The organism is Streptomyces sp. NPDC104371, from assembly GCF_055583785.1.
On the sequence record NZ_JBVJNF010000015.1, the window covers coordinates 1 to 17,035 of the forward strand.

Here is a 17,035-nt window from a genome sequence, read left to right on the forward strand (position 1 = left end):
TTTCCCTTTCCGGCGGTTCTGACTCTATCAGATCCTTTCGGCCCTGATTCCCCGTCAGCGGGGCTTGTCTTCCCGGCCGCTGGGCCGTTCCGACGAGTGAGACTTTAGCGGATTCCCAGCTCCCGACGCTAATCGGGGGCCGCGTCCTTTCGAACGTGGATTCCTCATTCCGTACACACACATGCCAATGAAACGACGCCAGACAAACAGACTGATCGTCGAACAGTGGTGGGTACGTACGGGATGACTGTCCGGGGACCGACCGGAGTCGGTGCTCACGTCGGACAACCCGGAGAACATTACGGATGCGGCGGGGGTATGTCAACTCTTGCCCGGACGGCATCCCCGAGGCGTACTCTAGGGCCATGACTACGCGTACGTGCACCCAACTCTGGTGGGCCGCCTGAAGGCGGCCGACCTCACGTATGCATTGCAACGGCCGCCGCCTCGGCGGCCGTTCTCGTATCTCCCTCCAGAGGGTCGGCCGGCCGGGGACGGCGGCCTCGACCAGGAGGTAGAGATGAAGCGGGTCTTCAGCGGGATCAAGCCGACCGGGCATCTGACGCTGGGCAACTACCTGGGGGCCGTCCAGCAGTGGGTCGAGGTGGACCAGCACCAGGCCGACGCGCTGTTCTGCGTCGTGGACCTGCACGCGTTGACGGTGGACCACGATCCGGCGCGGGTGCGCAGGCTCAGCCGACAGGCGGCCACCCTGCTGCTGGCGGCGGGGCTCGACCCCAAGCTGTGCACCGTGTTCGTACAGAGTCATGTGGACGAGCACGCGCGGCTGTCGTACGTGATGGAGTGCGTGGCCACCGACGGCGAGATGCGCCGCATGATCCAGTACAAGGAGAAGGCCGCGCGGGAACGCGAGCGCGGTGGCAGCGTACGGCTGTCCCTGCTGACGTATCCGGCGCTGATGGCGGCGGACATCCTGGCGTACGGAACCGATGAGGTGCCGGTCGGCGAGGACCAGACGCAGCACGTGGAGCTGGCCCGGGATCTGGCGGTGCGGTTCAACCAGCGCTACGGGCACACGTTCACCGTGCCGAAGGCGACGCCGCCCAAGGTGGCCGCGCGGGTCATGAACCTCCAGGACCCGACCTCGAAGATGGGGAAGTCCGACGACTCCGGGCCGGGCATCGTCTACCTGCTCGACGAGCCCGAGGTGATGCGGAAGAAGGTCCTGCGGGCGGTCACCGACAGCCACACGGACGTCGTGTACGACCGGGAGGCCCGGCCGGGCGTCGCCAATCTGCTGGACATCCTCGCCGCGTGCGGGGGCGGGGACCCCGAGGCGCTCAGTGGCACGTACACGTCGTACGGCGCCCTGAAGAAGGACGCCGCCGAGGCCGTGGTCGAGTTGCTGCGGCCCTTGCAGGAGCGGCACAAGGCGCTGTGCGCGGATCCCGGGTACGTCGACGAGGTGCTGCGGGCCGGTGCGGAGCAGGCCCGGGGCATGGCCCGGCCGTACGTGGACGCCGCGTACCGGGCGATCGGGCTGCTGCCCGCCGTCTGAGGCCATGGCGCCCACCGCCGGTCCCCCGGCGGTGGGCGTGACCGGTCAGCCGTGGTTGCCGGAGGCCAGCTCGCGGCTGCGGTCGCGGGCGGCCTCCAGCGCGGCGATGAGCGCGGCGCGCACCCCGTGGTTCTCCAGCTCGCGGATCGCGTTGATCGTGGTGCCCGCGGGCGAGGTGACGTTCTCGCGGAGCTTCACCGGGTGCTCGCCGCTGTCGCGGAGCATCACGGCGGCGCCGATCGCGGACTGGACGATCAGCTCGTGGGCCTTGTCGCGGGGCAGGCCGAGCAGGATGCCCGCGTCGGTCATGGCCTCGACCAGGTAGAAGAAGTACGCCGGGCCCGAGCCGGAGAGGGCGGTGCAGGCGTCCTGCTGGTACTCCGGCACGCGCAGGGTCTTGCCGACGGCACCGAAGATCTCCTCGGTGTGGGCGAGATGGGCCTCGGTGGCATGGCTGCCGGCGGAGATGACGGACATGGCCTCGTCGACGAGCGCGGGGGTGTTCGTCATGACGCGGACGACCGGGGTCCCGGCGGTGAGGCGTTCCTCGAAGAAGGAGAGGGGGACGCCCGCGGCTCCCGTGACGACCAGGCGGTCGGCGGGGATGTGCGGGGCGAGTTCGTCGAGGAGCGTGCCCATGTCCTGGGGCTTGACCGTCAGGATCAGGGTGTCGGCGGTCTTCGCGGCCTCGGTGTTGCTGACCGGGGTGACGCCGTAGCGGCTGCGGAGTTCCTCGGCGCGTTCGGGGCGGCGGGCGGTGACCAGGAGGTCACCGGGGGCCCAGCCCGCCCGGATCATTCCGCTGAGCAGGGCTTCGCCGATCTTGCCGGTGCCGAGGACTGCGACTTTCTGCGTCATGGTGCGGGTGCCCTCCACGGGTTGCTTCGTCCGCGTTCATCCTCGCACCGGGGGCGGTGGGGCCGCGCCGTTGTCCGGGGAGCGGGACGCCGCGGGCGCTCCCGGGGGCGGCGCGGCCCGGTGGGTCACGCCGCCCCGTGTCGCGGGGGCGCCCTCGTGCGTCAAGGGCGTGTCGCCACGATCAGCAGCACGTCGTACACCTCCTCGACCTGGCCGTCCGGGAAGGCGTCGAGGAGGTGGTCCCGCTCCTCGGCCAGGAAGGCGTTCGCCTTCTCCTCGCCGAGGACGAGGAGGACGGAGTGGCTGCCGATGTTGGCGAGGTGGGTGTCGACCGGGACCGTGCGGCTCCAGCGGATCAGGCGGTGGGTGGGGGCCAGGGTCTCGGCCGCTCCGGCGAAGGCGTGTTCCGGACGGATGCCCTCGGCGTCCTTTTGCCTTGACTGCTTGTCGCCGACGTATCGCCTGACGCGTTCATCCTGCTCGGCAAGCCACGGGACGTCGTGGGCGGTCATGTTCCACCACAGCGCGAGCGCGCCACCGGGGCGCAGCACCCGCAGGGCCTCCGGGACCGAGCGGGCGGGGTCGGTCCAGTGCCAGGACTGGGCGTAGGTGAGGACGTCCATGGAGGCGGTGGCGAGGGGCAGGGTGTTGCCGTCGCCGCGCAGCAGAGGGACGTCGGGCAGGGCGGTGCGGAACTGGGCCGCCATGCCGGGGCCCGGCTCCACGGCGACGACCTCGGCGCCACGGGCCCTGAGGAGTGCGGTGGCGATACCGGTACCGGCGCCGATGTCCGCGACGCGGGCGCCGCTGAGGGGCCGGGCGGCGAGGTCTTCCAGGGCGTCGAAGAGGGCGGGCGGGTAGGAGGGACGGTTCGCGGCGTACTGGGCCGCGGCCGCGTTGAAGGAGTGGGCGCGGGCGGAGTGGGTCATGGCCGTCATACGTCCATGTTGGCGGGCCGCGCTCGCCGGTGCGGGAAGTTCGGCCCAGTTCAGGAACGGCGGCGCTTGCGGGACGGGTTGCCGGTGCGGCGGGAGGTCCGCTTCTCGTACGCGGCGCGAGCCGTCTCGTACTCCTCGCGGTGGAGCTTCTCCCCGGGCGCCTCGCTGAGCGAGCGCGCGAAGTACGCGAGGAGGGAGCCGATGAACCCGATCGCCAGCAGGCCGCGGAGGGAGGCCTGGCGCTCCGGGTCGGGGCGCTTGCCGAAGGCTCCCCAGGTGTGGCCGAACGCCAGCGCACTGCACACCGCGAACATGACCACGATCAGCATGGACACCAGCGTGCCCGCGGCGGCGATCTGGAGGCCCTCGTAGGCGAGCCGCAGGACGAGGCAGGCGGCTGCGGCGGCGAGCAGGGAACCGACCGCGACGGTGGCACGACGGGCCCCGTAGCCGCCGTCGTGGTCCACCCAGGTGGTACCGAAGAAGCGGATCGGTTCGGGACGGGGGCCCCTGGGGGTGGCCGGAGTGCCGTTCTCTTCGCTCACGCGTCGATTATCGCTCCGCCCACGATCGGCCCCCATCGCCTCTGCCCGGTGCTCACGTACGCGCCGTTCCCCCGCCTCGGCGGACGGACCGCACGCTCGGCGACGCGGCGGCCTGTCGGCGGGAGGATCAGCCACACTGCGGGGCGACATAGCTGTCGGCACTGCTGTACGCGCAGGCATCGGGCGCGTGCTCGCCGTCGGCCGACGTAGCTGCCGTACGGGCCGATGGCCCAGGCGCCCGCGGCCTGGCCGCGGGTCGAAGCCTGGCACCCGCAGCCACAGTCGGCCCCCATCGCCCCACCCGGCGTGCGCGTACGCGCCGTTCCTCCGCCTCAGACTGACGGGCCGCGCCTGCTCGTGGTGCGGCCCGGCCGCAGGGTCACGCGCAGCGTGCCGCGATGTAGCCGTCGCTGCCCGTGTGCACGTACGCGTCCGAGACGTACTCCGAGCTCCCGATGCAGTCCCAGATGTTCGTCGTGCCGTAGGTGCCCGTCACCGTCGTGCCCGCCTTCTGGCAGAAGATCGGCACGCTCGCGCCCGCCGGCAGGACCCGGACGATGTCGTGGGTGGTGCCGGGGCCGCTGCGGACGTTGACCCGGACGCCCGGTGCGACCGGGTAGGTGCGGGTCGCCTGCGCGGTGCTCTCGCTCGTGATGTCCTCTGTCGCCATGTCGGCCTCCCCCGTTGATGGTTCCGATCGGTTCACGCCAGATCGTGTGGAGCGCAGAGGCTAGCAAGCCGCCGTCGTCTCGTGTGAAGCATCAACTAGGCTCGGCGCGTCGCACACGCGGACGAACTCACGGGGGGTGAGTGATGCTGCCACCGCGCAGCACCGGTACTGACCCGGAAGCGGAACTTCCGCCGCAGGTGGGGCAGTACCTGCTGGAGACGCGGCTCGGCTCCGGCGGCATGGGGGTCGTGCATCTGGCGCGGTCCGCCTCGGGGCTGCGGCTCGCGGTCAAGGTGGTGCACGCCGAGTTCGCCCAGGACCCCGAGTTCCGGGGGCGTTTCAGGCAGGAGGTCGCGGCCGCACGACGGGTCAGCGGCGCCTTCACTGCACCTGTCGTGGACGCCGATCCCGAGGCCGACCACCCCTGGATGGCGACGCTCTTCATCCCCGGCCCCACCCTCTCCGAGCATGTGAAGCGGAACGGCGGGCTGCCCCCTGAGCGACTGCGCCATCTCATGGCGGGCCTGTCCGAGGCCCTGCGGGACATCCACCGGGCCGGGGTCGTGCACCGCGACCTCAAGCCCAGCAACGTGCTGCTGGCCGAGGACGGTCCGAAAGTCATCGACTTCGGGATCTCCCGGCCGTCCGACAGCGAACTGCGCACCGAGACAGGCAAGTTGATCGGCACCCCGCCGTTCATGGCTCCGGAGCAGTTCCGCAGCCCACGGGAGGTCGGGCCGGCCGCGGACGTCTTCGCGCTCGGGTCCCTCATCGTCCACGCCGCGACCGGCAGCGGACCCTTCGCCTCCGACAGCCCGTACCTGGTCGCGTACCAAGTCGTCCATGAAGAACCGGACTTGACGGGCGTACCGCAGGACCTGGCCCCGCTCGTGGCCCGTTGCCTGGCCAAGGAGCCGGAAGACCGGCCCACCGCTGAGGAGTTGATGAACGCGCTGCGGTCGGTGTCCGCCTCGTACGACACCCAGGCGTTCATACCGCAGCAGCGCGACCGGAGCGGTTTCCGGCCAGACCAGCGTGACGACACGACCCACCTCAAGATCAAGCCACCCGAGTCCGGCCCCAAGGCGCCTGGCTCCCGGCGGACTTCGCGTCGGAAGAGCCTCGTACGGCGCCTGTGGCTCCCGGCCGTCGCGGTCCTCTCCGCCCTCGCGGGCGCCCTCGTCTACGTCGGCTCCGACGAACCCGCGGTCGGCACGCCCACCGCGGCGACCCCCACAAGTGCCTTCCACGGCTGGCGCACCGAGCTGAGCGCGGCAGGCGTCACGGCCGACGGCATGGCGCGGTGCGTCCACACCCCCCGCACGCTCTACTGCACCCGGCCGGGTGTCCTGGCCGCCGCCGTCGACGCGGCCACCGGAAGAGTCCGGTGGGTACGCGGCGGGACGGCGCAGCGGGACAGCCCGCGCCCACCCGTGCTCTCGGGCGAACTGCTGCACGTCATGGGCCGACACGGCACACGTCTGACCGCGCTCGACCCGGCGACCGGCACACCCCGCTGGACCCATGACATCTCGCCGTACGACGGCCGTGTCGCTCATGCCGCGGGGGCCGTCCTGCTCACCGGCGCCGACGGGACGGTGACGGCACTCGACGCCGCCACGGGCGAGGAGAAGTGGCACCGCGCGATCCCGGGGCAGCCGCGGCCGGTCTTCCAGTCGTACGGGGACGGGGTGGCGTACGCCGTGAGCGCGGCCGGGCCGGACACCCGGGTGACCGCCGTGGACCCGGAGACCGGCGCCACGCGCTGGCAGCGACGGCTGGACGGTCCGCAGCGCCTGGTGGGCGCGCACGACGGAGCGGTCTGGCTCACCTCGTACGACGCGCAGTCGTACACGAACGCCGTCGTGCGCTACGACGTCGCCGACCGGAAGGTCCGCCGTACCCCGCTGCGCGTCCCGTTGCAGAGCCCCCAGACGGTCGTGCACGGGGACACGGTCTATCTGCTCGGATACGGCGGTGCGCTCGTCGCCGTGGACACGCGGACCTCGGCGCAGCGGTGGCGGCTGGAGACCGCCGTCACCTTCGCCTCGGCGCCTGTGGTGACCGGCGGGCGGCTCTACTTCAGCGCGGCGGACGGGCGGCTGTTCGCCGTCGACACCGCGCGGGGCAGGCTGCTGGGGCAGACGAGGGCGCGGCCCGGCGGCAAGGGGGACTCCGTGGCGAGCTCGCTGCCGGCTCCGATCGCGGCCGACGGGAAGGTGTTCGCCACCGCGCCCGACGGTTCGCTGTTCGCCGTGGACGCGCGTCGGCCGGCGGACTGGTGACCTGCCGAAGGGGCCGCCGAAGCGGCCCCTTCGGGCGGTACGGCTCAGCCGAGCTTCGTCACGTCCCGCACCGCGCCCTTGTCCGCGCTGGTCGCCATCGCGGCGTAGGCACGCAGCGCGGCGGAGACCTTGCGGTCGCGGTCCGCCGGGGCGTAGACGCCGTTCAGGGCGGCCCGGCGGGTGGCCAACTCCTCGTCGGACACGAGGAGTTCGATGGCGCGGCCCGGGATGTCGATGCGGATGCGGTCGCCGTCCTGGACGAGCGCGATCGTGCCCCCGGACGCCGCCTCCGGGGAGGCGTGGCCGATGGACAGGCCCGAGGTGCCGCCGGAGAAGCGGCCGTCCGTGATCAGCGCGCAGGCCTTGCCGAGGCCCCGGCCCTTCAGGTACGAGGTCGGGTAGAGCATCTCCTGCATGCCCGGACCGCCCTTGGGGCCCTCGTAGCGGATGACGACGACGTCGCCCTCCTTGATCCGCTGGGTGAGGATCTTCTCGACGGCCTCGTCCTGCGACTCGCAGACGACCGCCGGGCCCTCGAACGTCCAGATCGACTCGTCGACACCCGCGGTCTTCACCACGCAGCCGTCGACCGCGAGATTGCCGCGCAGGACTGCCAGGCCGCCGTCCTTGGAGTACGCGTGCTCCGCCGAGCGGATGCAGCCGCTCTCGGCGTCCGTGTCCAGCGCCTCCCAGCGCTCGGACTGGGAGAAGGCCTCGGCCGAGCGCACACAGCCGGGCGCGGCGTGCCACAGCTCGACCGCCGCCGCGGAGGGGGAGCCGCCGCGGACGTCCCAGGTCTTGAGCCAGTCCGCGAGGGACGGGCTGTGGACCGCGTGCACGTCCTCGTTCAGCAGGCCCGCGCGGTGCAGTTCGCCGAGGAGGGCGGGGATGCCGCCCGCGCGGTGCACGTCCTCCATGTAGTACGTGCGGTTCTTGGCGACGTTCGGTGCCACCTTCGCCAGGCACGGGACCCGGCGCGAGACCTGGTCGATCTCCGCGAGCCCGAAGGGGACGCCCGCTTCCTGCGCCGCCGCCAGCAGGTGCAGGATCGTGTTGGTGGAGCCGCCCATCGCGATGTCGAGGGCCATCGCGTTCTCGAAGGCCGCGGTGGTGGCGACGCTGCGCGGCAGGACCGTCTCGTCGTCCTGCTCGTAGTAGCGGCGGGTCAGGTCCATGACCGTGCGGGCCGCGTCCTCGTACAGCGCCCGGCGGGCCGTGTGCGTGGCCAGGACCGAGCCGTTGCCGGGCAGGGAGAGGCCGATCGCCTCGGTCAGGCAGTTCATCGAGTTGGCGGTGAACATGCCGGAACAGGAGCCGCACGTCGGACAGGCGTTCTCCTCGATACGGAGGATGTCCTCGTCGGAGATCTTGTCGTTGGCGGCGTCCGCGATGGCGTCGATCAGGTCGAGCGTGCGCACCGTGCCGTCGACCAGCGTGGCGCGCCCGGCCTCCATGGGACCGCCGGAGACGAAGACGGCCGGGATGTTCAGCCGCAGGGCCGCCATCAGCATGCCCGGGGTGATCTTGTCGCAGTTGGAGATGCAGACCAGGGCGTCGGCGCGGTGGGCCTCGACCATGTACTCCACGCTGTCCGCGATCAGGTCGCGGGAGGGCAGGCTGTAGAGCATGCCGCCGTGGCCCATGGCGATGCCGTCGTCCACCGCGATGGTGTTGAACTCGCGCGGGATGCCGCCGGCCTCCTTGATCGCCTCGCTGACGATCCGGCCGACCGGCTGGAGGTGGGTGTGGCCCGGCACGAACTCCGTGAAGGAGTTGGCGACCGCGATGACCGGCTTCCGCCCGATGTCCGCACCGGGTACACCGGAGGCGCGCATCAGGGCGCGGGCGCCCGCCATGTTGCGGCCGTGGGTGACCGTGCGGGACCTCAGCTCGGGCATCGTCACTCGCTCCTTCGGAGGGTTCTGAACTCAGGTCGAGCCTACGCCGCCGCTCCAAGGGCTGGACACGAGTGTCCGGAATGCGGGACGCGTGTCTCGGCCGACAGGCACCCCGAACGCCTCGAGGAAGCGCGCCCCGGCCGCCGTCACGGCGTACGGCCCCCGCTCAGCCGCGCGGCAGTCTGACCGACGACCCCAGATGGAGCCGGGTGAAGGCGAGGGCCTCCGCGAGGTCGGCCTCGCGCTCCGCGCTGGACATGGCGCGGCGGGTGTTGACCTCGATGACGACGTACCCGTCGAACCCGGTGCGCGCCAGCCGCTCCAGGAGCTCGGCGCAGGGCTGGCTGCCGCGGCCGGGGACGAGATGCTCGTCCTTGCTGGAGCCGTTGCCGTCGGCGAGGTGGATGTGGCCGAGCCGGTCGCCCATGCGGTCGATCATGTCCAGCGCGTCCGTGCGGGCCGTCGCGGTGTGGCTGAGGTCGATCGTGAAGTGCCGGTAGTCGTCCTGGGTGACGTCCCAGTCGGGGGCGTACGCGAGCATCTCGCGGTCCCGGTAGCGCCAGGGGTACATGTTCTCGACGGCGAAGCGCACATCGGTCTCGTCGGCCATGCGCCAGATGCCGTCCACGAAGCCGCGCGCGTACTGGCGCTGCCAGCGGAAGGGCGGGTGGACGACGACGGTGCCCGCGCCCAGCTTCTCGGCGGCGGCGCGGGCGCGCTGGAGCTTGACCCAGGGGTCGGTGGACCAGACGCGCTGGGTGATCAGCAGACAGGGGGCGTGGACGGCCAGTACGGGGATCCGGTGGTAGTCGCTGAGCCTGCGCAGCGCGTCGATGTCCTGGCTGACCGGGTCGGTCCACACCATGAGCTCGACGCCGTCGTACCCGAGCCGCGCCGCCATCTCGAAGGCCGTCGCCGTCGACTCCGGATAGACGGAGGCCGTCGACAGGGCGACCTTCATCTCCGGGACGCGCACTGCTGGTTCTGCCACGAGGGACAGCGTACGGGTTGCCCTTGACGCGTGTGCCGGGAACGACGGACGGGGCGGACCGCCCCAGAGGGCCGGGAGCGGGCGGACGGGGCGGGCCGCCACAGGGGCCGGGAATGCCCGGACAGGGCGGGCCGCCACAGGGGCTGAGAACGCCCGGACAGGCGGGCCCCCACCGCCGCCACCGCCGCCACCGCCGCCACCGGCCCATCGCCGCCACCGCCCTACTGCGGGCCCATGCGCTACTGCGGACCCATGTGGTCGAGGCGCCGCAGGATCACGCCCTCCCGCAGCGCCCAGGGGCAGATCTCCAGCACCTCCACGTCGAACAGGTCCATGACGCCCTCGGCGACCAGCGCCCCGGCGAGGAGCTGACCCGCGCGGCCCGTGGAGACACCGGGCAGGTCCGAGCGCTCGACGGCCGTCATCCCGGCCAGCCGCGGCACCCACGCCTCCAGCGACTCCCGCTTCAGCTCGCGCTGCACATACAGGCCCTCGGCGGAACGCGCCGCCCCCGCGAGCCGGGCGAGCTGCCGGAACGTCTTGGAGGTGGCGACGACATGGTCGGGCGCCCCGAGGCGGCTGAACTCGCCGACCGTACGGGCGATCCGGGCCCGCACATGGCGGCGCAGCTCCTTCACGTCGGCGGGCTCCGGGGGGTCGCCGGGCAGCCAGGCCGCGGTCAGCCGCCCCGCGCCGAGGGGCAGCGACACCGCCGCGTCGGGTTCCTCGTCCATGCCGTACGCGATCTCCAGCGAGCCGCCGCCGATGTCGAGGACGAGCAGCTTGCCCGCCGACCAGCCGAACCAGCGGCGGGCCGCGAGGAAGGTCAGCCGGGCCTCCTCCTCGCCGGCCAGCACCTGGAGCCGGACCCCGGTGGCCTCCTCGACACGGGCCAGCACCTGGTCCGCGTTGCTCGCCTCGCGCACCGCGGAGGTGGCGAAGGGCAGCAGATCCTCGACGCCCTTGTCCTCGGCCGCCTGGCGGGCGTCCAGGACGACCGTGATCAGCCGGTCGACCCCCTCGGAGCCGATCGCCCCGTCGCCGTCGAGGAGTTGAGCGAGCCGCAGATCCGCCTTGTGCGAGTGCGCGGGCAGCGGACGCGCGCCGGGGTGCGCGTCCACCACCAGCAGATGCACCGTGTTCGAACCCACATCGAGGACACCGAGTCTCATGGGCGGAACGCTACTGGCTGTACGACGCTTACCCTGGACTCGTGCCAAAGACGAAGAAGGCGAAGCCTGACAAACCTTCCAAGAAGAACAAGAAGAAGGCGAAGGGTTCTTCGCAGGCGAAGGCGTCCCTGTCCGCGATGGACGCGAGGGCGAGCGACGAGAAGGGGCTCGACTTCGCGCGCGCGTGGGTGGAGTTCCCCGATCCGGCCGACGACGAGCAGGTCTTCCGGTGCGATCTGACCTGGCTGACATCGCGCTGGACCTGTGTGTTCGGCAGCGGCTGCCAGGGCATCCAGGCGGGCCGCGCCGATGACGGCTGCTGCTCGCTGGGCGCGCACTTCTCGGACGAGGACGACGAGAAGCGTGTGGCCGAGCATGTGGCACGGCTGACGCCGGAACTCTGGCAGCACCATGACGTGGGCATGGAGACGGGCTGGATCACGGAGGACGACGAGGGTTCGCGGCAGACCCGCCCGTACCAGGGCTCGTGCATCTTCCAGAACCGGCCGGGCTTCCCGGGCGGCGCCGGCTGCTCGCTGCACATCCTCGCGCTGCGCGAGGGCCGTGAACCGCTGGAGACCAAGCCGGACGTCTGCTGGCAGCTCCCGATCCGGCGCACGTACGAGTGGATCGACCGGCCCGATGACACCCGGGTCCTGCAGATCTCGATCGGCGAGTACGACCGCCGGGGCTGGGGACCGGGCGGCCACGATCTGCACTGGTGGTGCACCTCGGCGACCTCGGCGCACGGCGCGGGCGAGCCGGTCTACGTCTCCTACCGGGCCGAGCTGATTGAGCTGATGGGCAAGGCGGGGTACGCGCGCCTGGTCGAGCTGTGCGAGCAGCGGCTGGCCTCGCGGTTGCCGCTGGTGGCCCCGCATCCCGCCGACCCGGAGGTCTGAGCCGCGCCTCGGGCGTCTGCCTCGGTCCTACGCCGCCGGGCTCGGCGGGCCGCTGCCCGGCGGCGGTGACGTCGGGGGCGGCGGGTCGGAGGTGGGCGGGCTCGTGGGCGGCGGCTCCGTCGGCGTCGGGTCCACGGGCGTGGGGCGCGGGCCGGACGTCGGACCGCTCGGCGTGGGCCGGGACGGAACGGGACGCGTGGGCGTGGGACGCGGGGTGGACGGGCCCGCGGAGCCGTATCCGTCGAGCGAGACCACGGCGTCCGCAGGGGCCACGGTCAGGCGCGCGTGCCAGGCGCCGACGGGCTCGCGACGGTGATCGACACGCACCTCGACGGTGACCGACGCGCCCGGGGCGAGCGTCCCCGAGGACCGGCTCAGACGGAGCCAGGGGGCGCTCGTGGACAGGGACCAGTGGACGGGTGAGTCCCCGGAGGCCGTCAGTGTGATGAGCGTGGCCGTGCCGTCGTTGCCCGCCGTCACCGTGAGAGGCGCCTCCCCCTGGGCGCCGGTCGGTGCGCCGACGACCTCGACGGAGACGTTCGGCGCGGGGTGGTTCCGGTCGGCGCGGGGGCCCCGTTTCGTCCGGGCGTTGCCCGCGTTCTCGTAGCCCGCCGTGCCCTCGCCGCCGAGGGTGCCGGGGCCGTGCGCCTCGGGTGCGGTGGCGGTACGGCCGTCGGCGGCGTCGTCGGTGAGGGGCGCGCCGCGGTAGGCGGCCCAGACGGCGAGGACGGGGGCCGCGACCACGGCGGCGACCACGGTCGTGGTGATGGCGTACGTACGCAGGCGGTCGCGGCGGGCCGCGTGGTCCTTCGGGTCCAGGGGGAAGCCGCGCCGGTCGAAGCGGGGCGCGGCGCCGCGCGCGCGGGGCGCGTGCGCCATCGCGGTGCGCAGGGCCTCCTTCGGGGCCGGGAGGATGGGCAGCGCGGCGGGGGTGACGCTGGTGCCGGGCCAGTTGCCGGGGGTGGCGCGCTCGGCGGTGCGGCGGCAGCGCGGGCAGTCGTCGACATGGCGGACCAGCTCGCGGCGCAGCGCGGCGCCGAGGACGACCCGGGGGTCGTCGGTGAGGCCCGCGACGCTCGGGCAGCTTCCGAGTTCGAGGACGGCGAGGGCGGTGCGGGTGCGCTCGACCTCGCAGGCGGCGGAGGCGAGCAGCTCGCGCGCGGGGGCGAGTTCCATGCCGAGCACGGCGGCGACCTCATGGGCGGCGAGCTGGTGGCGTACGGCGAGTTCGAGCGCCTCGCGCTGCTCGGGGGTGGTCCCGGCGGCCTCCGGCCAGGCGAGCCGGGAGAGTTCCCGCCGTCGCAGCTCCTTGACCTCCTCGGGGAGCGCGGCGGCGCGGATCGCGTCGGCCGCGCGCCGGTCGGCCGCCTCCTTGTGCGCGCGAGCGCCGCGATCGCGCCCGGCGGCATGACCGGCCTGGCGGCGCCACCGGGCCTCGGCGAGCCTGCGCAGACAGGCCCAGCGGGCGAGGGCGTACAGCCAGGCGCGCCGGTCGTCGGGGGCCGCCGGGCCGCGCGCGCCACGGCGCTCGGCGAGCACCAGGGCCTCGCCGAGGGCGGCGGTCGCCGTGTCGTGATCACACAGCACGGACAGGCAGTAGGTGAACAGGGCGTCCACATACGGCTCGTAGGACGTGGGCGGGCTCTCGGCCGTGGTGCGGGTGTTCGCACCACGAGGCGCGCTCCCCGGCTTGCGTGCGTCCCCGCGCGCCGGGTGAGCGCCGGTGGCGTGCGTGGAGGTATCCGGCCTGCTGCTCATCACCCGTGCGACCGTAGGCGCCGCAGGGTCGCGCCTTCTGCTCCCTTGCGCACATTTACTCCGTACGGGTGAAACGATCTTCCATAAGGTGATACGAACGGCCACTTCCGTGGTCTTCCGTGCGTCCGTGGCCCGCTGCCGAGCCCGCCGCCGGGCCTCTCCCAGGCCGCTGCCGGGCCGCTGGCTGGCCGGAGAAGAACGCACAGGCCGCCGGGGTGTCAGTGGCCTCGGCTACGGTTTCGTCCATGGCTGCCCGTACGAAGACCACCAAGGACCGGCCGTCCTACCGCTGCACCGAATGCGGCTGGCAGACCGCGAAGTGGCTCGGCCGCTGCCCCGAGTGCCAGGCCTGGGGGACGGTCGAGGAGTACGGCGCGCCCGCGGTGCGGACCACGGCGCCGGGCCGGGTGACCTCGTCCGCGCTGCCCATCGGCCAGGTCGACGGCCGCCAGGCCACGGCCCGCTCCACCGGCGTGCCCGAGCTGGACCGCGTCCTCGGGGGCGGCCTCGTGCCCGGCGCGGTCGTGCTGCTCGCGGGTGAGCCCGGCGTCGGCAAGTCCACGCTCCTGCTGGACGTCGCGGCCAAGGCCGCGAGCGACGAGCACCGCACGCTGTATGTGACCGGCGAGGAGTCGGCGAGCCAGGTGCGGCTGCGCGCCGATCGCATCGGGGCCATCGACGACCATCTCTTCCTGGCGGCGGAGACCGACCTCTCCGCCGTCCTCGGCCACTTGGACGCGGTGAAGCCCTCGCTGCTCATCCTCGACTCCGTGCAGACCATCGCCTCCCCGGAGATCGACGGCGCCCCCGGCGGCATGGCCCAGGTGCGCGAGGTCGCGGGCGCGCTGATCCGCGCCTCCAAGGAGCGCGGCATGGCCACGCTGCTGGTGGGCCATGTCACCAAGGACGGCGCGATCGCGGGCCCCCGCCTGCTCGAACACCTCGTGGACGTCGTGCTGCACTTCGAGGGCGACCGGCACGCGCGCCTGCGCCTGGTGCGCGGCGTCAAGAACCGGTACGGCGCGACGGACGAGGTCGGCTGCTTCGAGCTGCACGACGAGGGCATCACGGGCCTCACGGACCCCAGCGGCCTGTTCCTGACCCGCCGCGACGAGCCGGTCCCGGGCACCTGCCTGACCGTCACCCTGGAGGGCCGCCGCCCCCTGGTGGCCGAGGTGCAGGCCCTCACGGTCGACACCCAGATCCCCTCCCCGCGGCGTACGACGTCGGGCCTGGAAACCTCCCGGGTCTCGATGATGCTCGCCGTGCTGGAGCAGCGGGGCCGGATCAAGGCGCTCGGCAAACAGGACATCTACTCGGCGACGGTGGGCGGCGTACGGCTCTCGGAGCCGGCCGCGGACCTCGCGATCGCCCTCGCGCTCGCCTCCGCCGCGAGTGACACCCCGCTGCCGAAGAACCTCGTCGCGATCGGCGAGGTGGGCCTCGCGGGCGAGGTCAGACGGGTCACGGGGGTCCAGCGGCGGCTCTCCGAGGCCCATCGCCTGGGCTTCACGCACGCGCTCGTACCGACCGACCCGGGCAAGATCCCGCCCGGGATGAAGGTGCTGGAAGTGGCGGATGTGGGGGACGCGCTGCGTGTCCTGCCGCGCTCTCGTCGTCGGGAGGCCCCACGGGAGGCGGAGGACCGCCGGTAGACTTTGCCCTGGTCTCACCCGTCCGTACGAACCGAGTGTGCGACACGGGAGCGCCCCAGAACCTGCGACCGGAGGAGTGCAGTGGCAGCCAACGACCGGGCGGCAGCTCCCGGGAAGTCCGGTGGGAGTTCCGGTGCCGATGGGCTGATGCGCGCCTCGCTGAGCGCCGTGGCGCCGGGTACGGCCCTGCGTGACGGCCTGGAGCGGGTGCTCCGCGGCAACACCGGCGGTCTGATCGTGCTCGGCTCCGACAAGACCGTCGAGGCGATGTGCACGGGCGGTTTCGTGCTGGACGTCGAGTTCACCGCGACCCGGCTGCGGGAGCTGTGCAAGCTGGACGGCGGCATCGTGCTCTCCTCGGATCTGTCGAAGATCCTGCGCGCCGGTGTGCAGCTCGTCCCGGACCCCCGGATCCCCACGGAGGAGACGGGCACGCGCCATCGCACGGCGGACCGCGTCAGCAAGCAGGTCAACTTCCCGGTGGTCTCCGTCTCCCAGTCGATGCGCCTGATCGCGCTGTACGTCGACGGCCAGCGCCGCGTCCTGGAGGACTCGGCGGCCATCCTGTCCCGCGCCAACCAGGCCCTGGCCACGCTGGAGCGCTACAAGCTCCGCCTGGACGAGGTGGCGGGCACGCTGTCCGCGCTGGAGATCGAGGACCTGGTCACCGTCCGGGACGTCTCGGCGGTGGCCCAGCGGCTGGAGATGGTCCGCCGGATCGCCACGGAGATCGCGGAGTACGTGGTCGAGCTGGGCACGGACGGCCGACTGCTCGCCCTCCAGTTGGACGAGCTGATCGCGGGCGTGGAGCCCGAGCGCGAGCTGGTGGTGCGCGACTACGTGCCCGAGCCGACCGCGAAGCGCTCCCGTACGGTCGAGGAGGCGCTGTCCGAGCTGGACGCGCTGCGCCAGGGCGAGCTTCTCGAACTGTCCACGGTGGCCCGCGCGTTGGGCTACACCGGCTCCCCCGAGGCCCTCGACATGGCGGTCTCGCCGCGCGGCTTCCGGCTGCTGGCGAAGGTCCCCCGGCTGCCCGGCGCGATCATCGACCGTCTGGTGGAGCACTTCGGCGGCCTCCAGAAGCTGCTCGCGGCGAGCGTCGACGACCTCCAGACGGTGGACGGCGTCGGCGAGGCACGGGCCCGCAGCGTCCGCGAGGGCCTGTCACGCCTGGCGGAGTCGTCGATCCTGGAGCGGTACGTCTAAGGGCTGTCCCGTAATCCCTGGTGGATCAGCGCGCGGCGTCAGATGCGGTGCATCGCAAGGCGGAGGGACGTCCGCATACTGGATGTATGCGGGCGTTCCGACAACGCGGCGAGGTGCCGTAGCTGACGCCGCGCGCCCGCCAGGGATTACGGGACAGCCCTTAGGGCCTCTCGTTCGGATCAGGCCGGACTCGGCCCCGTGTTCGGATCAGGCCGGGCTCGACGGAAACCCGGTGGAGGCGCACCGGTCCCCGCGTCTACGTTCGCAGGATGAGTATCCGTACCTTCCGCATCACCGTCCGCGGTGTCTTCGACGGCCTCGACGACGGGCAACGGGCCGAACTCCAGGAGCGGGCCGCGGAGCACGACGTGCTGCGCGCGGCCTTCACCCCGGAGGGCAACCTCACTTACGACATCGCCGCCCGCCCCGCCTTCACCTTCCGCTTCCAGGACTCGGGCGAGGCCGAGGAGGACATCCTGACCGCGACGGAACGCGCCGAAGAGGCGGCGAAGGCCTGGCTCTCCGCCCGCGGATACGGCTACAAGAACCTCCGCTCCAAGGCCGAGGATCTCTCCCAGGCCCCCCTCGGCAAGCGGCAGCGCCGAACCCTCAGGAACGCGTCCTCGTAGTCCCCTTGC

14 protein-coding genes are annotated in these 17,035 nt (G+C 72.6%); 6 read left to right on the forward strand and 8 right to left on the reverse strand.

The features are described 5' to 3' along the window. Nucleotides 1-520: 520 nt before the first annotated feature. Complete coding sequence (gene trpS / locus ACZ60T_RS31730) at nucleotides 521-1,519, forward strand: tryptophan--tRNA ligase (protein WP_469669096.1); 999 nt, start codon at nucleotides 521-523, stop codon at nucleotides 1,517-1,519. Nucleotides 1,520-1,564: 45 nt separating this feature from the next. On the opposite strand, the gene proC is transcribed toward trpS, so the two are convergent. The 4 genes from proC to ACZ60T_RS31750 form a co-directional block, all read right to left on the reverse strand. Beyond that, nucleotides 1,565-2,377, reverse strand: coding sequence for a pyrroline-5-carboxylate reductase (proC, locus tag ACZ60T_RS31735; RefSeq protein ID WP_469669097.1), 813 nt, complete (start codon nucleotides 2,375-2,377; stop codon nucleotides 1,565-1,567). Nucleotides 2,378-2,538: 161 nt separating this feature from the next. Then, nucleotides 2,539-3,315, reverse strand: coding sequence for a methyltransferase domain-containing protein (locus ACZ60T_RS31740; RefSeq protein ID WP_469669098.1), 777 nt, complete (start codon nucleotides 3,313-3,315; stop codon nucleotides 2,539-2,541). 50 nt (nucleotides 3,316-3,365) lie between these two features. After that, nucleotides 3,366-3,896 (reverse strand): EamA/RhaT family transporter, encoded by a 531-nt coding sequence (locus ACZ60T_RS31745; RefSeq protein WP_469669099.1) that lies wholly within the window; start codon nucleotides 3,894-3,896, stop codon nucleotides 3,366-3,368. A gap of 343 nt (nucleotides 3,897-4,239) precedes the next feature. Beyond that, nucleotides 4,240-4,530 (reverse strand): SH3 domain-containing protein, encoded by a 291-nt coding sequence (locus ACZ60T_RS31750; RefSeq protein WP_365635119.1) that lies wholly within the window; start codon nucleotides 4,528-4,530, stop codon nucleotides 4,240-4,242. Between the two features lie 143 nt (nucleotides 4,531-4,673). Here ACZ60T_RS31750 and ACZ60T_RS31755 point away from each other — a divergent pair, with 143 nt between their 5' ends. Next, nucleotides 4,674-6,815, forward strand: a complete 2,142-nt coding sequence (locus ACZ60T_RS31755) for a protein kinase domain-containing protein (RefSeq protein ID WP_469669101.1) — start codon at nucleotides 4,674-4,676, stop codon at nucleotides 6,813-6,815. 44 nt (nucleotides 6,816-6,859) lie between these two features. Here ACZ60T_RS31755 and ilvD read toward each other — a convergent pair whose 3' ends face one another. The 3 genes from ilvD to ACZ60T_RS31770 all read right to left on the reverse strand — a co-directional run bounded on the left by ilvD (nucleotide 6,860) and on the right by ACZ60T_RS31770 (nucleotide 10,876). Continuing rightward, nucleotides 6,860-8,713: a dihydroxy-acid dehydratase gene (ilvD, locus tag ACZ60T_RS31760; RefSeq protein ID WP_365635113.1), complete on the reverse strand. Its 1,854-nt coding sequence runs from the start codon at nucleotides 8,711-8,713 to the stop codon at nucleotides 6,860-6,862. 166 nt (nucleotides 8,714-8,879) lie between these two features. Further along, nucleotides 8,880-9,704, reverse strand: coding sequence for a sugar phosphate isomerase/epimerase family protein (locus ACZ60T_RS31765; RefSeq protein WP_469669102.1), 825 nt, complete (start codon nucleotides 9,702-9,704; stop codon nucleotides 8,880-8,882). A 239-nt stretch (nucleotides 9,705-9,943) separates the two neighbouring features. Continuing rightward, nucleotides 9,944-10,876 carry a Ppx/GppA family phosphatase gene (locus ACZ60T_RS31770; protein ID WP_469669104.1) on the reverse strand — a complete coding sequence of 311 codons (933 nt, stop codon included), beginning with the start codon at nucleotides 10,874-10,876 and terminating at the stop codon, nucleotides 9,944-9,946. A gap of 41 nt (nucleotides 10,877-10,917) precedes the next feature. On the opposite strand from ACZ60T_RS31770, the gene ACZ60T_RS31775 reads away from it, so the two are divergent. Continuing rightward, entirely contained in the window at nucleotides 10,918-11,778 is an 861-nt protein-coding gene (locus tag ACZ60T_RS31775) for a DUF3109 family protein (RefSeq protein ID WP_365635105.1), read from the forward strand. 27 nt (nucleotides 11,779-11,805) lie between these two features. Here ACZ60T_RS31775 and ACZ60T_RS31780 read toward each other — a convergent pair whose 3' ends face one another. Then, the gene (locus ACZ60T_RS31780; protein ID WP_469669105.1) at nucleotides 11,806-13,536 is read right to left on the reverse strand and encodes a BACON domain-containing protein; all 1,731 of its coding nucleotides are present in this window, start codon (nucleotides 13,534-13,536) and stop codon (nucleotides 11,806-11,808) included. Nucleotides 13,537-13,781: 245 nt separating this feature from the next. Here ACZ60T_RS31780 and radA point away from each other — a divergent pair, with 245 nt between their 5' ends. The 3 genes from radA to ACZ60T_RS31795 all read left to right on the forward strand — a co-directional run bounded on the left by radA (nucleotide 13,782) and on the right by ACZ60T_RS31795 (nucleotide 17,026). Further along, entirely contained in the window at nucleotides 13,782-15,191 is a 1,410-nt protein-coding gene (radA, locus tag ACZ60T_RS31785; protein ID WP_365635099.1) for a DNA repair protein RadA, read from the forward strand. 81 nt (nucleotides 15,192-15,272) lie between these two features. Further along, the gene (disA, locus tag ACZ60T_RS31790; RefSeq protein ID WP_365635096.1) at nucleotides 15,273-16,397 is read left to right on the forward strand and encodes a DNA integrity scanning diadenylate cyclase DisA; all 1,125 of its coding nucleotides are present in this window, start codon (nucleotides 15,273-15,275) and stop codon (nucleotides 16,395-16,397) included. 269 nt (nucleotides 16,398-16,666) lie between these two features. Next, nucleotides 16,667-17,026, forward strand: coding sequence for a DUF6204 family protein (locus ACZ60T_RS31795; protein WP_469669107.1), 360 nt, complete (start codon nucleotides 16,667-16,669; stop codon nucleotides 17,024-17,026). The last annotated feature ends 9 nt before the right edge of the window (nucleotides 17,027-17,035 follow it).

What these genes read in the sequence shown, in the direction of transcription:
- trpS (WP_469669096.1), top strand. Translation starts at nt 521, where the DNA reads ATGAAGCGGGTCTTCAGCGGGATCAAGCCGACCGGGCATCTGACGCTG.
- proC (WP_469669097.1), bottom strand. Translation starts at nt 2,377, where the DNA reads ATGACGCAGAAAGTCGCAGTCCTCGGCACCGGCAAGATCGGCGAAGCC.
- ACZ60T_RS31740 (WP_469669098.1), bottom strand. Translation starts at nt 3,315, where the DNA reads ATGACGGCCATGACCCACTCCGCCCGCGCCCACTCCTTCAACGCGGCC.
- ACZ60T_RS31745 (WP_469669099.1), bottom strand. Translation starts at nt 3,896, where the DNA reads ATGGGGGCCGATCGTGGGCGGAGCGATAATCGACGCGTGAGCGAAGAG.
- ACZ60T_RS31750 (WP_365635119.1), bottom strand. Translation starts at nt 4,530, where the DNA reads ATGGCGACAGAGGACATCACGAGCGAGAGCACCGCGCAGGCGACCCGC.
- ACZ60T_RS31755 (WP_469669101.1), top strand. Translation starts at nt 4,674, where the DNA reads ATGCTGCCACCGCGCAGCACCGGTACTGACCCGGAAGCGGAACTTCCG.
- ilvD (WP_365635113.1), bottom strand. Translation starts at nt 8,713, where the DNA reads ATGCCCGAGCTGAGGTCCCGCACGGTCACCCACGGCCGCAACATGGCG.
- ACZ60T_RS31770 (WP_469669104.1), bottom strand. Translation starts at nt 10,876, where the DNA reads ATGAGACTCGGTGTCCTCGATGTGGGTTCGAACACGGTGCATCTGCTG.
- ACZ60T_RS31780 (WP_469669105.1), bottom strand. Translation starts at nt 13,536, where the DNA reads ATGAGCAGCAGGCCGGATACCTCCACGCACGCCACCGGCGCTCACCCG.
- radA (WP_365635099.1), top strand. Translation starts at nt 13,782, where the DNA reads ATGGCTGCCCGTACGAAGACCACCAAGGACCGGCCGTCCTACCGCTGC.
- ACZ60T_RS31795 (WP_469669107.1), top strand. Translation starts at nt 16,667, where the DNA reads ATGAGTATCCGTACCTTCCGCATCACCGTCCGCGGTGTCTTCGACGGC.